The 17,266-nt window shown below is 71.3% G+C and carries 15 protein-coding genes and 1 pseudogene; 8 read left to right on the top strand and 8 right to left on the bottom strand.

Annotated features, from left to right (window positions below; all coding sequences use genetic code 11):
• Window positions 1-2,061 carry a helix-turn-helix domain-containing protein gene (locus DTL70_RS25375; RefSeq protein WP_114024331.1) on the top strand — a complete coding sequence of 687 codons (2,061 nt, stop codon included), beginning with the start codon at window positions 1-3 and terminating at the stop codon, window positions 2,059-2,061.
• Here the strand turns inward: DTL70_RS25375 and DTL70_RS25370 are convergent.
• Window positions 2,023-3,489, bottom strand: coding sequence for an MFS transporter (locus tag DTL70_RS25370; RefSeq protein ID WP_114024330.1), 1,467 nt, complete (start codon window positions 3,487-3,489; stop codon window positions 2,023-2,025). The two genes, DTL70_RS25375 and DTL70_RS25370, sit on opposite strands and share 39 nt — an antisense overlap.
• Before the next feature lie 127 nt (window positions 3,490-3,616).
• On the opposite strand from DTL70_RS25370, the gene DTL70_RS25365 reads away from it, so the two are divergent.
• A complete protein-coding gene (locus DTL70_RS25365; protein ID WP_114024329.1) occupies window positions 3,617-4,378 on the top strand; it encodes a phosphoglyceromutase in 762 nt (253 codons plus the stop codon).
• Window positions 4,379-4,488: 110 nt separating this feature from the next.
• On the opposite strand, the gene DTL70_RS25360 is transcribed toward DTL70_RS25365, so the two are convergent.
• The 4 genes from DTL70_RS25360 to phoU form a co-directional block, all read right to left on the bottom strand.
• Window positions 4,489-4,860: a type II toxin-antitoxin system death-on-curing family toxin gene (locus DTL70_RS25360; RefSeq protein ID WP_342776512.1), complete on the bottom strand. Its 372-nt coding sequence runs from the start codon at window positions 4,858-4,860 to the stop codon at window positions 4,489-4,491.
• Between the two features lie 26 nt (window positions 4,861-4,886).
• Entirely contained in the window at window positions 4,887-5,084 is a 198-nt protein-coding gene (locus tag DTL70_RS25355) for a hypothetical protein (protein ID WP_114024327.1), read from the bottom strand.
• A 334-nt stretch (window positions 5,085-5,418) separates the two neighbouring features.
• A complete protein-coding gene (locus DTL70_RS33705; protein ID WP_181861081.1) occupies window positions 5,419-5,583 on the bottom strand; it encodes a hypothetical protein in 165 nt (54 codons plus the stop codon).
• A gap of 176 nt (window positions 5,584-5,759) precedes the next feature.
• Window positions 5,760-6,539 (bottom strand): phosphate signaling complex protein PhoU, encoded by a 780-nt coding sequence (gene phoU, locus DTL70_RS25350; RefSeq protein ID WP_245979716.1) that lies wholly within the window; start codon window positions 6,537-6,539, stop codon window positions 5,760-5,762.
• 221 nt (window positions 6,540-6,760) lie between these two features.
• Here phoU and phoR point away from each other — a divergent pair, with 221 nt between their 5' ends.
• Both phoR and phoP read left to right on the top strand, forming a co-directional pair.
• Window positions 6,761-8,068, top strand: a complete 1,308-nt coding sequence (phoR, locus tag DTL70_RS25345) for a two-component system sensor histidine kinase PhoR (protein WP_114024326.1) — start codon at window positions 6,761-6,763, stop codon at window positions 8,066-8,068.
• A gap of 5 nt (window positions 8,069-8,073) precedes the next feature.
• The gene (gene phoP, locus DTL70_RS25340) at window positions 8,074-8,745 is read left to right on the top strand and encodes a two-component system response regulator PhoP (protein ID WP_479685630.1); all 672 of its coding nucleotides are present in this window, start codon (window positions 8,074-8,076) and stop codon (window positions 8,743-8,745) included.
• Window positions 8,746-8,955: 210 nt separating this feature from the next.
• Here the strand turns inward: phoP and DTL70_RS25335 are convergent, their stop codons facing one another.
• On the bottom strand, window positions 8,956-9,666 hold the full coding sequence (locus DTL70_RS25335) for a copper chaperone PCu(A)C domain-containing protein (protein ID WP_114024324.1): 711 nt from the start codon (window positions 9,664-9,666) through the stop codon (window positions 8,956-8,958).
• Between the two features lie 652 nt (window positions 9,667-10,318).
• Between DTL70_RS25335 and DTL70_RS25325 the strand changes: the two genes are divergently transcribed.
• From DTL70_RS25325 to ispF, 3 genes are all read left to right on the top strand, one after another.
• A complete protein-coding gene (locus DTL70_RS25325) occupies window positions 10,319-10,801 on the top strand; it encodes a CarD family transcriptional regulator (RefSeq protein WP_016472332.1) in 483 nt (160 codons plus the stop codon).
• A 383-nt stretch (window positions 10,802-11,184) separates the two neighbouring features.
• Window positions 11,185-11,964 (top strand): 2-C-methyl-D-erythritol 4-phosphate cytidylyltransferase, encoded by a 780-nt coding sequence (ispD, locus tag DTL70_RS25320; protein WP_114024323.1) that lies wholly within the window; start codon window positions 11,185-11,187, stop codon window positions 11,962-11,964.
• Window positions 11,954-12,493: a 2-C-methyl-D-erythritol 2,4-cyclodiphosphate synthase gene (gene ispF / locus DTL70_RS25315; protein ID WP_114024322.1), complete on the top strand. Its 540-nt coding sequence runs from the start codon at window positions 11,954-11,956 to the stop codon at window positions 12,491-12,493. Before ispD ends, ispF begins: the two co-directional genes overlap by 11 nt.
• 8 nt (window positions 12,494-12,501) lie before the next feature.
• Here the strand turns inward: ispF and DTL70_RS25310 are convergent.
• Window positions 12,502-12,702, bottom strand: a pseudogene (locus DTL70_RS25310) (IS110 family transposase); the annotation flags it as partial.
• A gap of 515 nt (window positions 12,703-13,217) precedes the next feature.
• Window positions 13,218-13,658: a hypothetical protein gene (locus DTL70_RS25305; RefSeq protein WP_114024321.1), complete on the bottom strand. Its 441-nt coding sequence runs from the start codon at window positions 13,656-13,658 to the stop codon at window positions 13,218-13,220.
• 335 nt (window positions 13,659-13,993) lie between these two features.
• On the opposite strand from DTL70_RS25305, the gene DTL70_RS25300 reads away from it, so the two are divergent.
• Entirely contained in the window at window positions 13,994-16,813 is a 2,820-nt protein-coding gene (locus DTL70_RS25300) for an AfsR/SARP family transcriptional regulator (RefSeq protein WP_114024320.1), read from the top strand.
• Window positions 16,814-17,266: the final 453 nt, after the last annotated feature.

Genomic DNA, 17,266 nt, shown 5'->3' with positions numbered 1-17,266 from the left:
ATGCGCCCCACGAGCCGCCCGCCAACCCCCGACGACGGATCCGACGACCACACCGACGCCTGCCTCGGGTACCTCGAACTCCTCACCCGGGGCGCCCCGCCCGAGGCGTACGACGACCCCGCGGCGCACCCGGCACCGGCGCACAGCGGCTCCGCCGCCGCACGCGGCAAGCACCTCGCGCTGCGCATCCGCGCGGAGCTGGAGGGCAGGCGGCGGCGCGAGGCCGAACTGACCGCGCTGTTCGAGACGGTGCACGACCTGGCCGGACTGCGCGACGTGGACGACGTGCTCCAGGCCATCGTGCAGCGCGCCCGCCGCCTGCTGTCCACCGAGGTCGCCTACATGACGCTCACCGACCCCCAGCGCGGCGACACCTATATGCGGGTCACCGAAGGTTCGGTCTCGGCCCGCTTCCAGCAACTGCGGCTCGGCATGGGCGAGGGACTCGGCGGGCTCGTGGCGCAGACGGCCCGCCCCTACGCCACCCAGGACTACCCGCGCGACGCCCGCTTCCAGCACACCCACCCCATCGACAGCGGCGTCGGCGAGGAGGGCCTCGTCGCCATCCTGGGGGTGCCGCTGCTGCTGCGCGGCCGTGAGGTCATCGGCGTGCTGTACGCGGCCGACCGCCGCGAGCGCGTCTTCGAGCCCGAACAGATCGCGCTGCTGCGGTCGTTCGCCGCGCACGCCGCCGTCGCCCTCGACAACACCCGGCTGCTGACCGAGACCACGCAGGCCCTGGCCGGGCTCCGCGCCGTCAACGCGACCATCCGCCGCGCCTCCGACGTCCACGACCGGCTCACCGAACTCGTCGTGCGCGGCGGCGGCGTTTCGGATGTGACCCGGGCGCTGGCCGAAGTGCTCGGCGGCGCCGTCGAGTTCGCGGACAGCGGCGGTCCGGTCGCCTGGGAGGCCGCCGTCGCACGCTCCCGCCGCGACGGACACGCCGTACGCCAGGACGACACCTGGGTGGCCGCCGTCACCGCGGGCGGCGAACCACTCGGCGCGCTGCTGCTGCACGGCCACCCCGAGCTCGCACCCGTCGACCAGCGCACCCTGGAGCGCGCCGCGATGGTCACCTCGCTGCTCCAGCTCGCACGCCGGTCCGCGGGCGAGGCCGAGCAGCGGGTGCGCGGCGAACTCCTCGACGACCTGCTGGACGCCGCACACCGCGACCCCCACCTGCTGCGCGACCGTGCCGCCCGGGTGGGCGCCGACCTGGACGTCCCCCACACGGTGCTCGCCGTGCGCCTCGACCCGCCGGCCGCCGCCCGCGGCCCCCTCGCCCCCGGCGAGGGCGAGGGGGACAGGCAGCGCCTGTGGTCCGCTGCCGGGCACCTCGCCGCCACCCGGCACGGACTGGCCGCCACCCGCGACGGCGGCCCCGTCCTCCTGCTCCCCCTCCCCCCACCACCCGCCTCCGACCGCCCCACCCCGACCGGCCGCCCCACCCTCTCCCGCAGCCCCGCCCCCGCGGGAGACCCCTCACCTGCGGGGCCCGCCGGCGCGGGAGGCACGGGGGGCGCGGCCTACCCGGGAGACGGCGAGGCCGTCTCCCGCCTCGCACGGCAGGTGGCCGCCGAGCTGGGCCGGGCCGTGGGCGGGCCCGTCACGGTCGGCGCCTCGGCGCCGGTACCCGCACCCGCCGACCGACCGGGCTCGGTCGCCGCCGCCTACCCGGAGGCCCGGCGCTGCCTGGACGCGCTCAGCCTGCTCGGCCGGTGCGGTGAGGGCGCCGCCGCCTCGGACCTCGGTTTCCTCGGGCTGCTGCTGACGGACACCCGGGACGTCACCGGCTTCGTCCGCCGCACCCTGGGGCCGGTTCTCGACTACGACGCACAGCGCGGTACCGGCCTGGTGGCCACCATGGACGCGTACTTCTCGTGCGGCATGAGCCCCGTCCGCGCCAAGGACCTGCTGCACGTCCACGTGAACACCGTCGCCCAGCGGCTGGAGCGGGTGGCCCGGCTGCTGGGCGACGACTGGCAGGCGCCGCACCGCACGCTGGAGGTGCAGCTGGCGCTACGGCTCCACCGGCTGGCGGGAGCCGTCGGCGGCTGAGGACGGGGGCGCCGTCTCGCCCGCCCCTTCCGGTGCGCGGCCGCCCGCGCCCGGGCGCGCGGGATCGTCCGGCTCGCCCACCTCGTTCAGGTCGCGGTGGCGTGTCTCGTCCGCGCACGCCAGGGCGACGACGGTCAGCAGCGCGGCCGCGATGACGTACAGGGACACCATCGCGGAGCCGTCGAATGCGGCCAGCAGCGCGGTCGCGATCATCGGCGCGGGCGCTCCCGCCGCCACCGAGGAGAACTGCGCCCCGATCGAGGCGCCCGAGTACCGCATCCGGGTCGCGAACAGTTCGGAGAAGAACGCCGCCTGCGGCGCGTACATCGCTCCGTGCAGCACCAGGCCGACCGTGACGGCGAGGGCGATCAGGGCGAAGTTCCCGGTGTCGAGGAGCGCGAAGAACGGGAAGATCCAGGCGCCGACGCCGAGCGCGCCCAGCAGGTAGACGGGCCGGCGGCCCACCCGGTCGGAGAGGCCGCCCCACAGCGGGATGACGCAGAAGTGGACGGCGGAGGCGAGCAGTACGGCGTTCAGTCCTGTCTGCTGCGACAGGTCGAGGTGGTCGGTGAGGTAGACGAGGATGAAGGCGGTCAGTACGTAGAAGCTGATGTTCTCCGCCATGCGGGCGCCCATCGCGACCAGTACGTCACGCCAGTGGTGCCGCAGCACGGCCGGCAGCGGTGGCTCCTCGTCCGCGGCGTCGGCCTGCTGTTTGCGGGCCTCGGCGCGGTCCCTGGCCTCCTTGAAGACGGGTGACTCGTCCACCGCGAGGCGTACCCACAGCCCGACCACCACCAGCACCCCGGACAGCAGGAACGGCACCCGCCAGCCCCAGCTCTCGAACGCGCTGTCGGTCAGCAGCGCGGTGAGCACCGCCAGCACACCGGTCGCCAGCAGCTGACCTGCCGGTGCGCCCGTCTGCGGCCACGAGGCCCAAAAGCCGCGCCGCCTGGCGTCCCCGTGCTCGGACACCAGCAGCACCGCGCCGCCCCACTCGCCGCCCAGCGCGAAACCCTGCACCAGGCGCAGCGTCGTCAGCAGCACGGGCGCGAACGAGCCGACCGTGGCGTGCGTGGGCAGCAGCCCGATGGCGAACGTCGCGCCACCCATCATCAGCAGACTGATGACGAGCAGCTTCTTGCGGCCGATCCGGTCCCCGTAGTGACCGAAGACCAGCGCGCCGACCGGGCGGGCCGCGAAGCCGACCGCGTACGTGAGGAACGACAGCAACGTGCCGACGAGCGGATCGGAGTCCGGGAAGAACAGCGTGTTGAAGACCAGCGCGGCGGCCGAACCGTAGAGGAAGAAGTCGTACCACTCGATCGTGGTGCCGACGAGGCTCGCCGCGACGATCCGCCGCAGCGAACGGGCGGTGGGCGGCGCGGCGGCCGAGGACGCCGAGGGGGACGAAGAAGGGGGAACCATGCCGCCGCACGCTAGGGAAACCGGCCACGGCCCCCCATGTGGCGGCGCCCCACACTTCGCCGCCTGCCGGTGAGGCCCACACCCACCCTCGCTCCCCGCCGACCGGCCGACGCGTAGGCTTCCGGGTATGGCCGACGCACCGTACAAGCTGATTCTGCTCCGCCACGGCGAGAGCGAGTGGAACGCCAAGAACCTGTTCACCGGCTGGGTGGACGTCAACCTCACCGAGAAGGGCGAGAAGGAGGCGGTCCGCGGCGGCGAGCTGCTCAGCGACGCCGGCCTGCTCCCCGACGTACTGCACACCTCCGTGCAGAAGCGCGCCATCCGCACCGCGCAGCTCGCGCTGGAGTCCGCGGACCGCCTGTGGATCCCCGTCCGCCGCTCCTGGCGGCTCAACGAGCGGCACTACGGTGCGCTCCAGGGCAAGGACAAGGCGCAGGTCCGCGACGAGTTCGGCGAGGAGCAGTTCATGCTCTGGCGCCGCTCCTACGACGTGCCGCCGCCCCCGCTGGAGGACGGCGCCGAGTTCTCGCAGAGCGACGACCCCCGCTACGCGGGCGTCCCCAGCGAGCTGCGGCCCCGCACGGAGTGCCTCAAGGACGTCGTCCAGCGGATGCTGCCGTACTGGTTCGACGGCATCATCCCGGACCTGATGGCCGGCAAGACCGTCCTGGTCGCCGCCCACGGCAACTCGCTGCGCGCGCTGGTCAAGCACCTGGACGGCATCTCCGACGAGGACATCTCCGGCCTCAACATCCCCACCGGCATCCCGCTCTCCTACGACCTGGACGCCGACTTCCACCCCGTCAACCCCGGCGGCACCTACCTCGACCCGGACGCCGCGAAGGCCGCCATCGAAGCCGTCAAGAACCAGGGCAAGAAGAAGTAACGCAGGCGCGACCACGGCCCCCGCCTGCGGAGTCGCCGCGAGTGGGGGCCGTGGTTGTGCCTGTGGGAGCCCTGGCCATGGTGCTGGCTGCGCCAGCGCCAGAGCGTCACCTACGAAGGCTTCACGAAGGACGCCAGGTGCTCGGCGATCTCGCCGATCTCAAGCCGACTCTGAGAAACCTCGAGAACGAAGGCTTCCGCCTTGTCCTCGTCCAGCGGCTCGGCAAGCTCGTACCCGTTGAGGTCCAAGAAGACGATGGCCGTCGCCCATCCAGTGCGCTTGTTGCCATCGATCAGGCTGTGGTTGCTGGCAACAGAGTGCAGAAGAGCAGCGGCCTTCTCGAACAGATCGGGATACGCGTCTTGACCGAAGGCGCTGGAGCGGGGCCGCTGTACGGCAGAGGACAAAAGCCCCCACTCCCGAATTCCCGGTCGACTACCGAGCGTGATCTCAGCGATGGAGAGGACGTCCTCTTCATCCAGATACTCGGTGATGTGGGAACTCCGGGCTACTTGGTGGCCAGACGCTTGTTGAGGCCGGCGGAAATCCTCGCCGTGCGCAGAGCGGCGGCACGCACCTTCCGACGGCGCAGTTCAGCGAGAACAGTGTCGTGCGCGAGAGACTTCACGCTGGTGCCCTCCTGGGACGCAGCCTCGCGGACTTGAGCCATTTCCTCTTCGCTGAACGTCACGTTCAAAGCAGGCATGAGGCCTCCCTTCTCGCCTTAGGTACCCGTTCTGGTACCAGGCTACCAGGCCGTCCCGGAGCCCGAAGCGAGCACGCAGCCGTGATCGCGCCCCGACCTGCGGTTCTGCTGCGCTAAGGGGCACAGTCTCATCGATAAGGGGCACAGCCTCATCCGGGGGCCGGCAGAGCGCCGGTAGAGCGCGGCCACGGCCTCCCGGGTCCGCTGCCGGCTCGACGGCCCGCGCGGTCGGTCAAGGCGGGGCCCTGACCTGTCGAACCGGTCAGGGCACCGCCCCGTATCCCGTGGGGGTCTCGCGCACACTCGCGTCCGGGTCGGCGGGTGTGCGGTGCGGTCAGCCGCAGGAGCCGCCGCACGAGCAGGCGCCGCCGGACTGGCAACCGCATCCGCAGCCGGCACCGCATCCGCACGCCCCCAGCAGGGGCAGCTCCCGCACTTCCCGTGCGGCGGTCTGCGGCCGTTCGGCCGGGGTGTGGGGCGGCTTCGGGGAGTCAGCCATCGTTCCCTCCTCAGCAGGGGCAGTCATGGACGGGCATGACACCGCCCATTGCACGCCTCACTGCCATGGGCGCATCAAGGGCGCGCGGGTGCACACCCACCCGGCCCCGGACCTTGGCCGGTCCCCCCCCGGGACCCCCGGGACCTCGGCGGGCCGCCGAGCCCCCGCTCAGCGCCTCACCGGCTCTCACCCGAGCCCGCCGCACCGCCGTCCGCCGCGGCACCACCCGCCGCGGCACCACCCGGCGCCGCACTGCCCGTCGCGGCGGAACCCGCCGCGGCGCCCGTCGCCGCGGCCAGTGCCGGGTCGATCTCGTCGGCGTAGTCCCCCGTCACCAGGTAGACGACGCGGCGCGCGACCGACACCGCGTGGTCGGCGAACCGCTCGTAGTAGCGGCCCAGCAGCGTGACGTCCACGGCGGTCTCGATGCCGTGCTTCCAGCGGTCGTCCATCAGGTGCTGGAAGAGGGTGCGGTGCAGCAGGTCCATCGCGTCGTCGTCCTGCTCCAGCTGCAGGGCCAGGTCGACGTCCTTGGTGATGAGGACCTCGGCGGCCTTGGCCATCAGCCGCTGGGCGAGCTGGCCCATCTCCAGGAGCGTCGCCTGGAGGTCCTGCGGTACGGCGGACTCCGGGTAGCGCAGCCGGGCGACCTTGGCGACGTGCTGGGCCAGGTCGCCCGAGCGCTCCAGGTCGGCGCTCATCCGCAGCGAGGTGACGACGATCCGCAGATCGGTGGCGACCGGCTGCTGCCGGGCCAGCAGCTGTATCGCCCGGGTCTCCAGGTCGCGCTGGAGGTCGTCGACCTTCTCGTCGGCGGCGATGACGCTCTCGGCGAGCTTGAGGTCCGCGTCCAGCATCGCCGTGGTGGCGCGCCCGATCGCGGAGCCGACGAGCCTGGCCATCTCGACCAGGCTGTCCCCGATCGAGTCCAGCTCCTCGTGGTACGCGTCCCGCATGGCTGTCCTTCCCTCGCACTGTTTCGACCGGAGGCCCGGGTACCGGTGCCCCCCGGGGGCCTCACGGTGGCCCCACGCTTTCACGGTGCGCCCGGGATGCGACCGGTTCGGCCCTCCACGGTGAACCAGAGGCGCCGTGCGGGTAAACACTGGGCGACAGCTGTTGCGGGCTGCCCCTCCTGGGCTGGGGGTGTGTTCGGTGGGGCGCATAACCTGGCTGTATGGACGTGAATGCGGCGGTCGCCGCGGCAGCAGCGATCGCCGGTGTGTGCACCGGCGTGATCGCGATGCTGGCGTTCCGCTGGAGCGAGCGGGAGCAGGCCCGCCCGACCCGTACCTCCTCCTCGCTGCACACAGGACCCGGGCTTCCCCCGGGCGTCGACACGGTCCTGTCGGTGCTGCGCTCCTCGGCCGTCGTGCTGGACGAGAGCGACGCCGTCGTCAAGGCCAGCTCGGCCGCCTACGCGCTGGGTCTGGTGCGCGGCGGCAGGCTCGGTATCGAGCCGATGCTCCAGATGGCGCGGGACACCCGGCGGGACGGTGAGATACGCCAGGTCGAGCTGGACCTGCCCCGGCGCGGTACCGGAAGGGGTGATGCCCTCGCGGTCTCCGCGCGGGTCGCTCCGCTCGGCTCCCGGCTGGTGCTCCTGCTGGTGGAGGACCTGACGGAGGCCCGCAGGATCGAGGCGGTGCGGCGCGACTTCGTCGCGAACGTCAGCCACGAGCTCAAGACCCCGGTGGGGGCGCTCTCGCTCCTCTCGGAGGCGGTGCTGGACGCCTCCGAGGACCCGGAGGCGGTGCAGCGCTTCGCCGGGCGCATGCAGAACGAGGCCACGCGGCTGACGAACCTGGTCCAGGAGCTGATCGACCTCTCGCGGGTGCAGAACGACGACCCGTTGGAGGACTCCGAATCGGTCCGCGTCGACGAACTGGTGACCGAGGCGATCGAGCGCAGCCGGCACAGCGCCGAGGGCAAGCAGATCACGCTGCTGGCCGGAGGCGCCGAAGGCCTGCACGTGTGGGGGAACAGGGGGCAGCTCGCCGCCGCGCTCGGCAACCTCGTCGAGAACGCCGTCAACTACTCACCGGCCCGCACCCGCGTCAAGGTCGCGGGCCGCCGCACCCAGGAGGGCGGGGAGGACCTCATCGAGATCGCCGTCACCGACCAGGGCATCGGGATCTCGGAGCGCGACAGGGAGCGGATCTTCGAACGCTTCTACCGCGTCGATCCGGCCAGGTCCCGTGCCACCGGCGGCACCGGGCTCGGCCTGTCCATCGTCAAACACGTGGCCGCCTCGCACGGCGGGGAGGTCACGGTGTGGAGCGCCGAGGGCCAGGGCTCCACCTTCACCCTGCGGCTGCCCGAGGCGGGCAGTGGGCGGGAGCAGGCCGCGCTGGAGAAGGCCGACCGGCTGGGCCGGAACCGCCTCTCCGGCGCATTGCAGGAACCGGCCGCCTTCGACGAGGAGGAGCGGCCGTATGTCGACCAGGCTGATGAACAACTTTCCGCCCCGGAGGTCCTCCCGTGACCCGAGTGCTCGTCGTCGAGGACGAGGAATCGTTCAGCGACGCACTGTCGTACATGCTCCGTAAGGAAGGCTTCGAGGTCGCGATCGCGGCCACGGGTCCAGAGGGGCTCGACGAGTTCGAACGCAACGGCGCCGATCTGGTGCTGCTCGATCTGATGCTGCCAGGACTGCCCGGCACCGAGGTCTGCCGCCAGCTGCGCGGCCGCTCCAACGTCCCCGTGATCATGGTGACGGCCAAGGACAGCGAGATCGACAAGGTCGTCGGTCTGGAGATAGGCGCCGACGACTACGTCACCAAGCCGTTCTCCTCCCGCGAGCTGGTCGCCCGCGTCCGCGCGGTGCTGCGCCGCCGCGGTGAGCCGGAGGAGGTCACCCCCGCGGCTCTGGAGGCCGGTCCTGTCCGGATGGACGTGGACCGGCACGTGGTGACGGTCGGCGGCGGCAAGGTGGATCTGCCGCTCAAGGAGTTCGACCTGCTGGAGATGCTGCTGCGCAACGCGGGCCGGGTGCTGACCAGGATGCAGCTGATCGACCGGGTCTGGGGCGCCGACTACGTGGGGGACACCAAGACCCTCGACGTCCACGTCAAGCGGCTCAGAGCCAAGATCGAACCGGACCCGGGCGCCCCGCGCTACCTGGTGACGGTGCGCGGTCTCGGCTACAAGTTCGAGCCGTGAACGGACCCTTGGCCTACGTGCCGTGAACGGGCCCTTGGCCTACGTGCCTGTGAACGGGCCCTTCGGCCGGGAGTCGTCAGCGGACCCCTCGGCTTCGCGCCGTGAACGGCCCCCTCCCGGCTTGTAGGCCGTCAACGGCCCCTTGACGCGACGGGAGGCCGCACCCGCCAAAGGGTGCGGCCTCCCGTCGCGTCGGCGTCGAGGCGCGGCTCAGTGTCCGGCGTGCGCGCCGCCCTGCTCGGTGGCGTCCGCGGGCGACGAGGCGGAGTCCGAAGGCTGCCCCTGGCTGCCCTGCTCCTGCTGCTGCCCGGAGCCGGTCCTGCCCTCCTCGCCCTCCTCACCCGGCTTGTCACCGGGACCCGCGGTCTCCGACGACGAGGCCGAGGAACCCGGCTTCGGGCCCTGGCTGGACGGCGACGCGCTCGGGCCCACCGTCTTGTAGGCGCCCTTGGCGGGGAAGACCGCGGCCTTCAGCTTGACCGCGCCGGTGCTGCTGAGGTCGAAGGTGACCTGCTGGGCGTTGCCGTCCTTGACGCCCGCCCGCTTCGCGTCGGTGAGCAGCGCCGAGGCCTCGCCCTTGCCGCCGAGCTCCAGCGAGCCCCCGGCCGGGACGACCAGCTTCTTCTCGCCCTTGGCCGGGCTGAGCTCGGCGCGGGTACCGCTGACCGAGACGCCCTTGAGGGTCTGGTCCTTGTTGCCGTCGTTGAAGATCCGCGCCGTGACGGTCGCTTCGCCGGTGCCGTGCGTGCCGGTCACGACGTTGGCGTTCTGGATCTTGATGGTCCCGACGTGCGTCGCCGCGTTGTCGGGCTTGATCTCCAGCGTCTGCGCGTCGTTCCCCGCGCCACAGGCGGTCAGCGAGACGGCGGCGAGCGCGAGGGTGGTGGCGGCGAGGGTGCCGCGACGAAGGCTGCTGCTCACGGCGGCGGCAACTCCTTGGCGGGCCAGGGCGGCGGCACGCTGCTGAGCACGGGAGGCTCCGGAGCGTTGCCGGTCGCGTACGGATGGGCTTGGCGTGCGCGCTCAGGTTACCGACAGCCCGAGGAGGCCCCGCACCCGACCCTCCGACCCACCCGCCACCGACCACCGCCCCAGGGGGCAGCCGCACGACCGCGGTGCCCGTTCGGTGCCGCCTGGTGCCCGCCCGGGGCCCGAATAGCCGGCCGATAGCCGTGGTGAGCTCCCCATGAGGTCGCGGCGGTGTTCGGGTGGGCTCCGTGCGGGGGATTCCGGGGAATGCGGAAGGTTGATGAAGAATTGATCAACAGGTTCTTACACAGCCATTGATCAATTCTTGGGAAAGCCGGAAGACCGTACGAAGAGGCCGCTCCCTACAGTCGGACAAATCGGTCACCGTGGACGTGTCGTGAGACTCTTGCGGAGGTCGATCGTCCTCGTTTGCGAAGGTGCGCAGAACCGCTCCCACCTGCGAATACCCGCTTGCATTGACCGTCCACAGCACGATAGAGGGCCGCTTGTCAAGCCCCGAGATACGCCCTGACCTGCGAAAACGCCATTCAGAAGACGTCGTTGCCGTGTTACCCTGGATAGCCACGGAAGGGGTACCTGACACATGACGTTCAAGGTTGGCGACACCGTGGTCTATCCCCATCACGGGGCCGCGCTGATCGAGGCTATCGAAACTCGCCAGATCAAAGGCGTGGACAAGACCTACTTGGTTCTGAAGGTTGCGCAGGGCGATTTGACGGTGCGCGTGCCGGCGGACAATGCGGAGTTCGTGGGTGTACGTGACGTCGTCGGTTCGGACGGGCTGGACAGGGTCTTCGAGGTGCTCCGCGCGCCGTATGCCGAGGAGCCGACCAACTGGTCCCGCCGCTACAAGGCGAATCTCGAGAAGCTCGCGTCCGGCGATGTGATCAAGGTGGCCGAGGTGGTGCGCGACCTGTGGCGCCGGGAGCGCGAGCGCGGCCTCTCCGCAGGTGAGAAGCGCATGCTGGCCAAGGCCCGCCAGATCCTGGTGAGCGAGCTGGCCCTGGCGGAGAACACGAACGAGGACAAGGCCGAGGCGCTTCTCGACGAGGTTCTCGCTTCCTGACCCACGGGCTTTCCTGATCCGCGGACTGTCCCACCGGAGGGACGTACGGTCCCGCCGGGCGGAACGCTCCAACGGTCGACGTGCTGCAACGACTGTGCGCGAGCGACTCGCAAGCGACTGTTCGCAGTTCCACATATGCCGCGGTGCCCGGATGACCTCAGTCGCCGGGCACCGCGGCATATGTGGTGCTATGGGCCGACAGAGCCCACGCCGCCCGAGGGACGGCCGGATCATGCGTGCCGGGCCCGGGCTGCACACTCGACCGGTGTTCACGGAAGGGCTCGATCGAGTGGTCGTGCCCGGCACTACCTCCAACCTACGGTCGGGGTACCCCCTGGCCATACCCACCCCGGCTGAGGACACAAACCCTGGACGCGCTACCGATGTCAATCGAATCCACAGACTCCGCCCCTTCCGATGATCCGCGTCCCACGGCTGACGCCGGCCCCCGCACGGCCGTGGTGATCCCCGCCGCCGGCCGGGGCGTACGGCTCGGCCCGGGGGCGCCCAAGGCGCTGCGCGAGCTGGGCGGTACGCCCATGCTCATCCACGCGGTCCGGGCGACGGCACGGGCCCGCACCGTCGGACTGGTCGTCGTCGTCGCGCCGCCGGACGGCGCCTGGGAGGTCCGCTCCCTGCTGGACGCGCACGAGCTGACCGACGTCGCCGTCGTACCCGGCGGCGACACCCGCCAGGACTCCGTACGGCTCGGCCTCGCCGCGCTGCCCGACACCGTCGAGACGGTGCTCGTCCACGACGCGGCCCGGCCCCTCGTTCCGCACGAGACGGTCGACGCCGTCGCCGCCGCCGTACGCGACGGCGCACCCGCGGTGGTACCCGCGCTGCCCGTCACCGACACCGTCAAGCAGGTCGAACCAAGCACCGACGCGGAACCCGAGCCGGTGACCGGCACCCCGGACCGCGCCCGCCTGCGCGCCGTGCAGACCCCGCAAGGCTTCGACCGGAAGATCCTGGCCCAGGCACACGCCCGGCTCGCCCCCGAAGGCGAGGGCGCCACCGACGACGCCGGCATGGTCGAACGGCTCGGCGTCGAAGTCGTCGTCGTGCGCGGCCACGAGGAGGCCTTCAAGGTGACCCGCCCCCTCGACCTGGTCCTGGCGGAGGCGGTACTGGCACGCAGGAAGGCGAACGTTGAGTACTGAGCACACCGCCGCACGGCCGGCCGGGCACGAGGCCGGGCACACCGGGCGCCCCGTCCTCCCCCTGGTCGGCATCGGCACCGACGTGCACGCGTTCGAGGAGGGCCGCGAGCTGTGGTGCGGCGGCCTGCTGTGGGAGGGCGAACCGTACGGTCTCGCCGGGCACTCCGACGGAGACGTCGCCGCCCACGCGGCGTGCGACGCCCTCTTCTCCGCCGCGTCCCTGGGCGACCTCGGGGCCCACTTCGGCACCGGCAGGCCCGAGTGGTCCGGCGCCTCCGGCGTCACTCTCCTCACCGAGGCCGCACGCATCGTGCGCGACGGCGGCTTCGAGATCGGCAACATCGCCATCCAGGTCATCGGCGTCCGCCCGAAGATCGGCAAGCGCCGGGCGGAGGCGGCCGCAGTCTTGGCCGCGGCCGCCGGTGCGCCCGTCTCCCTCGCGGGCACCACCACGGACGGGCTCGGCCTCACCGGCCGCGGGGAGGGCCTGGCGGCCCTGGCCACCGCCCTCGTCCTCCCCACCCCCTGACCCGCTCCGCCGGGCATCGACGTGAGGACCTCGCAGAGAGGGCGGGTCTCCAGCAGGGCCTCGATCTGTGTTTTCCACGCCCGGCGTTGTTCGTGAACGGCTGCGAGGGGCGTGGCCAGGGGAAGCGCGACCACATCGAGGGTCCCGGTGCCCGGGACGACGACGGTCTGCTCATCCGGGGCGTCGAAGACGTCGTTGACCAGCCGTTCGGTCGTGGGCGCCGCACCCTCGCCGTGTGACCCACGGCCTTCGGCGTGACCTTGGGATCGGGGTGCTGGGTGCGGGCGTCGGAACATTGAGCGCACCCGGACTCGCGCGCCGGCTCGGGTCCGGCCCGATGACGCTCGCCCCGCTCGCCGGGGCCCCGCTCGCACAGATCCCTGTGCTACGCGCCTCTCTCGGCCTGGTGTGGCAGGCCGTCGGTGAGGGCATCTGAGCGGCGACACCGCCATCCTTCTGTTCGCGTGGGACCCCACCCGCAGATGAGCACACGATTCCCCGTCGGCAGCCCGCCCGCCCGCCCGGCCCGATACCGAAGGTATCGTGCCTTGGCGGGGGCAGTGCCGCTTTCGGCCGTCTGCTCGTCCGGCTGAGGGCGGTGAGGGTGCCTGCCGGTCATGCGGTAACGGCCGCTTTGTGGCCGGCCTTCCGGCCGCGCCCGGGGCCACCGGGCAATGCATCGAAGGGGACAAGGCCGCGCTCAAGCGGGTCTCGATGGAGCAGCTCAGCACCAACCGACCTTCTTGTAGCCGACCCAGAATTCTCCCTTGTTGTTCACACTGGCGTTGGTGCCGAAATGCGCGCCGGTGTGGGCACCGAGGATCCTGCCGACCCGCCCTTGGGAAGTGCTGTTGATGTCGATGTACGGCTTCCCGAAGAGATTCTTGACGTATTGCGCCGAGGCATCGCCCGGCGCCCGTGTGCCGCTGGCGTAGCACGCGGTGCCGTTGGAGCGGCGGAGCACCAGGTCCCCGTTGTCCTGCATCGTCAGCTTGTAGCCACTGTTGCAGATGGCTTTGTTCTTACCGAGAGTTCCCGAGAACGACTTCCCGATGCAGGTCGGAGCGGCGACCGCCGGGGAGGCAGCCGCACTTCCTGCAGAAGCGGCCACCGCAACACTTCCGACTGCGATGGCCAGGGCGAATGTACGACGTGCACGGACCATTGGAATTCTCCTTTGGTGAAGGTTTCTCTGTCGAGGCCGGCCAGATTTTAGGTAACGCCGCATGCGCCCTTCGCTTGTCGCAGGCGCCGCCGGGTACCCGGGCTCCGCATTTTTTGCGGTGTCGACCGGTTTCCTCACGAGTCGAGGCTGTGGGATCATGTTTGTCGTGAGCCTTGGATGGTTCTTAAATCGGGGGCTGGCCATGCAAAATACGTGTTGCTCTCGTAAGTAGTCCATCTCGTCATGTCTGTCCCGGTTTTTGAAGATCCTGAATTGCCTGGTGGAACGACGGGAGGGAGCTGACCGGTCTCCGCGGCGGGAGAGGTGAGGCGATCATGTTCTTCGGGGTGCTGGGGGCGATCGAGGCCCGGCATGAGGGCCGGACAGTCGGGCTGGGGCACGCCCGGCAGCGATGCGTGCTGGCCGCGCTGCTGGTGGACGCCAACCGGGTGGTGCCCACCGACCAGCTCGTCGACCGGGTGTGGGCGGGCCACCCACCGCAGCACGCCCGTAGGACGCTCTACGTCTACCTCTCCCACCTGCGCAGGGCGCTGATCGACATGGGCATCGAGATTCACCGGCAGTCGGAGGGTTACTTGCTGAGTGTCGACGCGGACTCCGTCGACATGCACCGCTTCCGCACCCTTCTCGCCCGCGCGCGGGCCGACAAGCGGGGCGACAAAGTGTCCAGCGAGACCGGAACGACGGCGCTGGAGGAGGCACTGGGCCTCTGGCGTGGCGAGGCGTTCGCCGGGGTCGACACACCGTGGTTCAACAGCCAGCGCGAACTTCTGCTCGGTGAGTGGTTCGTCGCCACGCTCGACCTGTACGACGCACGCCTGCGCCGCGGCGATCACTCCGGTGTTCTCCCCCAGGCGCTCGACTTGTCCAGCGCGCACCCCCTCGACGAACGTCTCGCCGGACAGGTGATGCTCGCTCTCCAGCGCAGCGGACGGCAGGCCGAGGCGCTCAACCGGTACGAGCGGCTTCGCCTGCGATTGGCGGACGAGCTGGGCGCCGATCCCGGCCCCGAGCTGAGGCAACTGCACGGCCGGCTCCTCGAGGGCGACTCCGCGGACCTCGCGAGCCCTCCGCCCGAGAGGAGCCCGGCTGACCGGGCCCAGCGTGTCGTGCCACGGCAGCTACCGCCCGCTCCGGCGCATTTCGCCGGTCGTGCCGCCGAGATCGCGCAGCTGACGGCCGCGCTGGACGAGAGCACAGAGGAGGGCGGCACAGTGCTCGTCTCCGCACTGGCTGGGGCAGGTGGGGTCGGCAAGACCTGGCTCGCGCTGCAATGGGCACATCGGGTGAGGGACCGGTTCCCGGACGGGCAACTGTTCGTCGACCTGCGAGGCTTCAGCTCCCATGGTCCGCCGATGGATTCTGCGGTCGCGATGCGCGGGTTCCTCGAAGCGCTGGGGGCCGACACCCGCCACATCCCGACCGACCCACATGCCCAAGCCGCGCTGTACAGAAGCCTGATGGCCGAACGGCGCAGGCTGGTCGTGCTGGACAATGCGGCCACGGCCGACCAGATCGTTCCGCTGCTGCCGGGCAGCCGGACATGCACGGTGGTGGTGACGAGCCGCCGCACTCTACCCACGTTGATCAGCCGGCACGGTGCCCAGAACCTGCGGCTCGCACCGCTCACCACCCAGGATGTGCACGACCTGCTCACCGCCCGGCTCGGCGCACAGCGGATCGCCGCCGAACCCGGCGCGGTGGCCGACCTGATCGAGCTGTGTCGCGGGTATGCCCTGGCGCTGGGCCTGATCGCCGGCCGCGCCCACGCGCGCCCCGACATCCCGCTGGCCCACCTCGCTGCCGAGTTGCACGAACTCGGCCTGGCCGCCCTGGACGATGAGGATCCCGCCGCCAGCCTGCCTGCCGTCCTGTCCTGGTCCTACCAGGTGTTGTCTCCTGAGCAGCAAACCGTCTTCGGACTGCTCGGTCTGGCCCCCGGCACGGACATCGGCACTCCTGCCGCCGCACACCTCACCGGCCTGTCCACGGCACGGTCCAAGCGTGCGCTCCGCGTGCTGGAAGACGCGTCCCTGCTCGCTTACGACGCACACGGCCGCTACTCCATGCACGATCTCATCCGCGCCTACGCCACCGACACCGCACACCGCCGCCTGCCGGGCCCGACCCGGCAGGCGGCTCTGCGGCGGGTAGTGGACTTCTACCTCCACACCTCCCACGCCGCCGACCGGGTCCTGGACCCGCACCGCCATCCGACCTCGTTCGACTTCTCGACCACCGAGGTGTGCCCTCGCCCGCCGTCCGACGACCCGGCGGCCATGGCGTGGTTCCACACCGAACACGCCAACCTGCTGGCCGCCCAGCAGACCGCCACGGCCCACGGATGGCACGACACCGTCTGCCGTCTGGCCTGGACGCTGAGCACCTTCCACTTCCGACGGGGATACCGCGATGACGACCTCGCCATCTGGCAGGCCGCAGTGGCCTCCGGGGCCCACCTGACCGACCCCACCACCCGCAGCCTCTCCCACCGGCTCCTCGGCCGTGCCTACGCCAATCTGGGCCGCCACGGCGAAGCTCTGGAACACCTGCACCACGCCCTCGCCGTTGCCAACGCCCACCACGACCTTTCCTGCCAGGGTTACGCCCACAGGGCGCTCGCCTGGACCTCGCGACAAATAGGCGACGACCGCCGGGCCATGGAACACGCCGGCCAGGCCCTGGACATCTTCCGCGCCACCGACCAGCCGGTCATGGAGGCCCGGACGCTCAACGGCACAGGCTGGTACGCCGCTCACCTCGGCGACCACGACACCGCCCGCACGTACTGCGAGGCCGCTCTTGCCCTGCAACAGCACCATCACGACCCCAGCGGCAAGGCCAACACGCTGGACAGCCTCGCCTACATCGACCACGGCACCGGCCGGCACCGCGAGGCCATCGACCACTACCGGCAGGCCCTCGCCCTGTACCGCGAGCTCGGCTACACGTCCCACGCCGCCGACACACTCGACCGAATCAGCCACCCCTACACCGCGCTCGGCCGGCACGACCATGCTCGTACGGCCCGACAGGAAGCTCTCGAGCTTTACCGACAACAGGGACGTGACGAAGACGCAGCACGGGTACGCACGCACCTCACCGCGTCGGCCGCACCGGACTCTGCCCACTGAGCGACACGGGCCCCACCTGGAACGTGCTGATCAACGGCGCCCCCCCCGGCGCCGCCCCGGCCCCGTCCGGAACCCTCGACAGGGGGGGGCAGAAGTCACGCCGGGCCCGGAGGCCGGCCGCCCCATCGCAGGACCGCGAAAAGACAACGGGGACATGCTTCTTTCCGTCGCCGCGGTGGCGGAGTGCCGGGATGGTGCGGTGGCGCGGTTGTGGGCGGCCGGGTCGTGTGGGGGTGCGCACCGTTGCGGCGGGAAGGGGGCCCGGCGGACCTCCACGGCGGCCCGAACCGGCAACCACCGGCCACGGCCCACTCGGCCGCCACTACGGCCACGGGCCGTCGGCCGTGGGTGGCCGCCACGGGCCACCCGCTACCGGTCACAACCGTCAGCCGCCACCGGCCGGGGGGTGCCGCCACGGGCCTCGGGTCGCGGGCTGCCGCCGGCCGTCACAAG

The sequence above is a fragment of the Streptomyces diacarni genome, from assembly GCF_003323715.1.
Taxonomy (GTDB): domain Bacteria; phylum Actinomycetota; class Actinomycetes; order Streptomycetales; family Streptomycetaceae; genus Streptomyces; species Streptomyces diacarni.
Note: the sequence above shows the minus strand (reverse complement) of the source record. Positions and strands in the feature narration are given on the sequence as shown.

What these genes read in the sequence shown, in the direction of transcription:
- DTL70_RS25375 (WP_114024331.1), top strand. Translation starts at nt 1, where the DNA reads ATGCGCCCCACGAGCCGCCCGCCAACCCCCGACGACGGATCCGACGAC.
- DTL70_RS25370 (WP_114024330.1), bottom strand. Translation starts at nt 3,489, where the DNA reads ATGGTTCCCCCTTCTTCGTCCCCCTCGGCGTCCTCGGCCGCCGCGCCG.
- DTL70_RS25365 (WP_114024329.1), top strand. Translation starts at nt 3,617, where the DNA reads ATGGCCGACGCACCGTACAAGCTGATTCTGCTCCGCCACGGCGAGAGC.
- DTL70_RS25355 (WP_114024327.1), bottom strand. Translation starts at nt 5,084, where the DNA reads ATGCCTGCTTTGAACGTGACGTTCAGCGAAGAGGAAATGGCTCAAGTC.
- DTL70_RS33705 (WP_181861081.1), bottom strand. Translation starts at nt 5,583, where the DNA reads ATGGCTGACTCCCCGAAGCCGCCCCACACCCCGGCCGAACGGCCGCAG.
- phoU (WP_245979716.1), bottom strand. Translation starts at nt 6,539, where the DNA reads ATGCGGGACGCGTACCACGAGGAGCTGGACTCGATCGGGGACAGCCTG.
- phoR (WP_114024326.1), top strand. Translation starts at nt 6,761, where the DNA reads ATGGACGTGAATGCGGCGGTCGCCGCGGCAGCAGCGATCGCCGGTGTG.
- DTL70_RS25325 (WP_016472332.1), top strand. Translation starts at nt 10,319, where the DNA reads ATGACGTTCAAGGTTGGCGACACCGTGGTCTATCCCCATCACGGGGCC.
- ispD (WP_114024323.1), top strand. Translation starts at nt 11,185, where the DNA reads ATGTCAATCGAATCCACAGACTCCGCCCCTTCCGATGATCCGCGTCCC.
- DTL70_RS25305 (WP_114024321.1), bottom strand. Translation starts at nt 13,658, where the DNA reads ATGGTCCGTGCACGTCGTACATTCGCCCTGGCCATCGCAGTCGGAAGT.
- DTL70_RS25300 (WP_114024320.1), top strand. Translation starts at nt 13,994, where the DNA reads ATGTTCTTCGGGGTGCTGGGGGCGATCGAGGCCCGGCATGAGGGCCGG.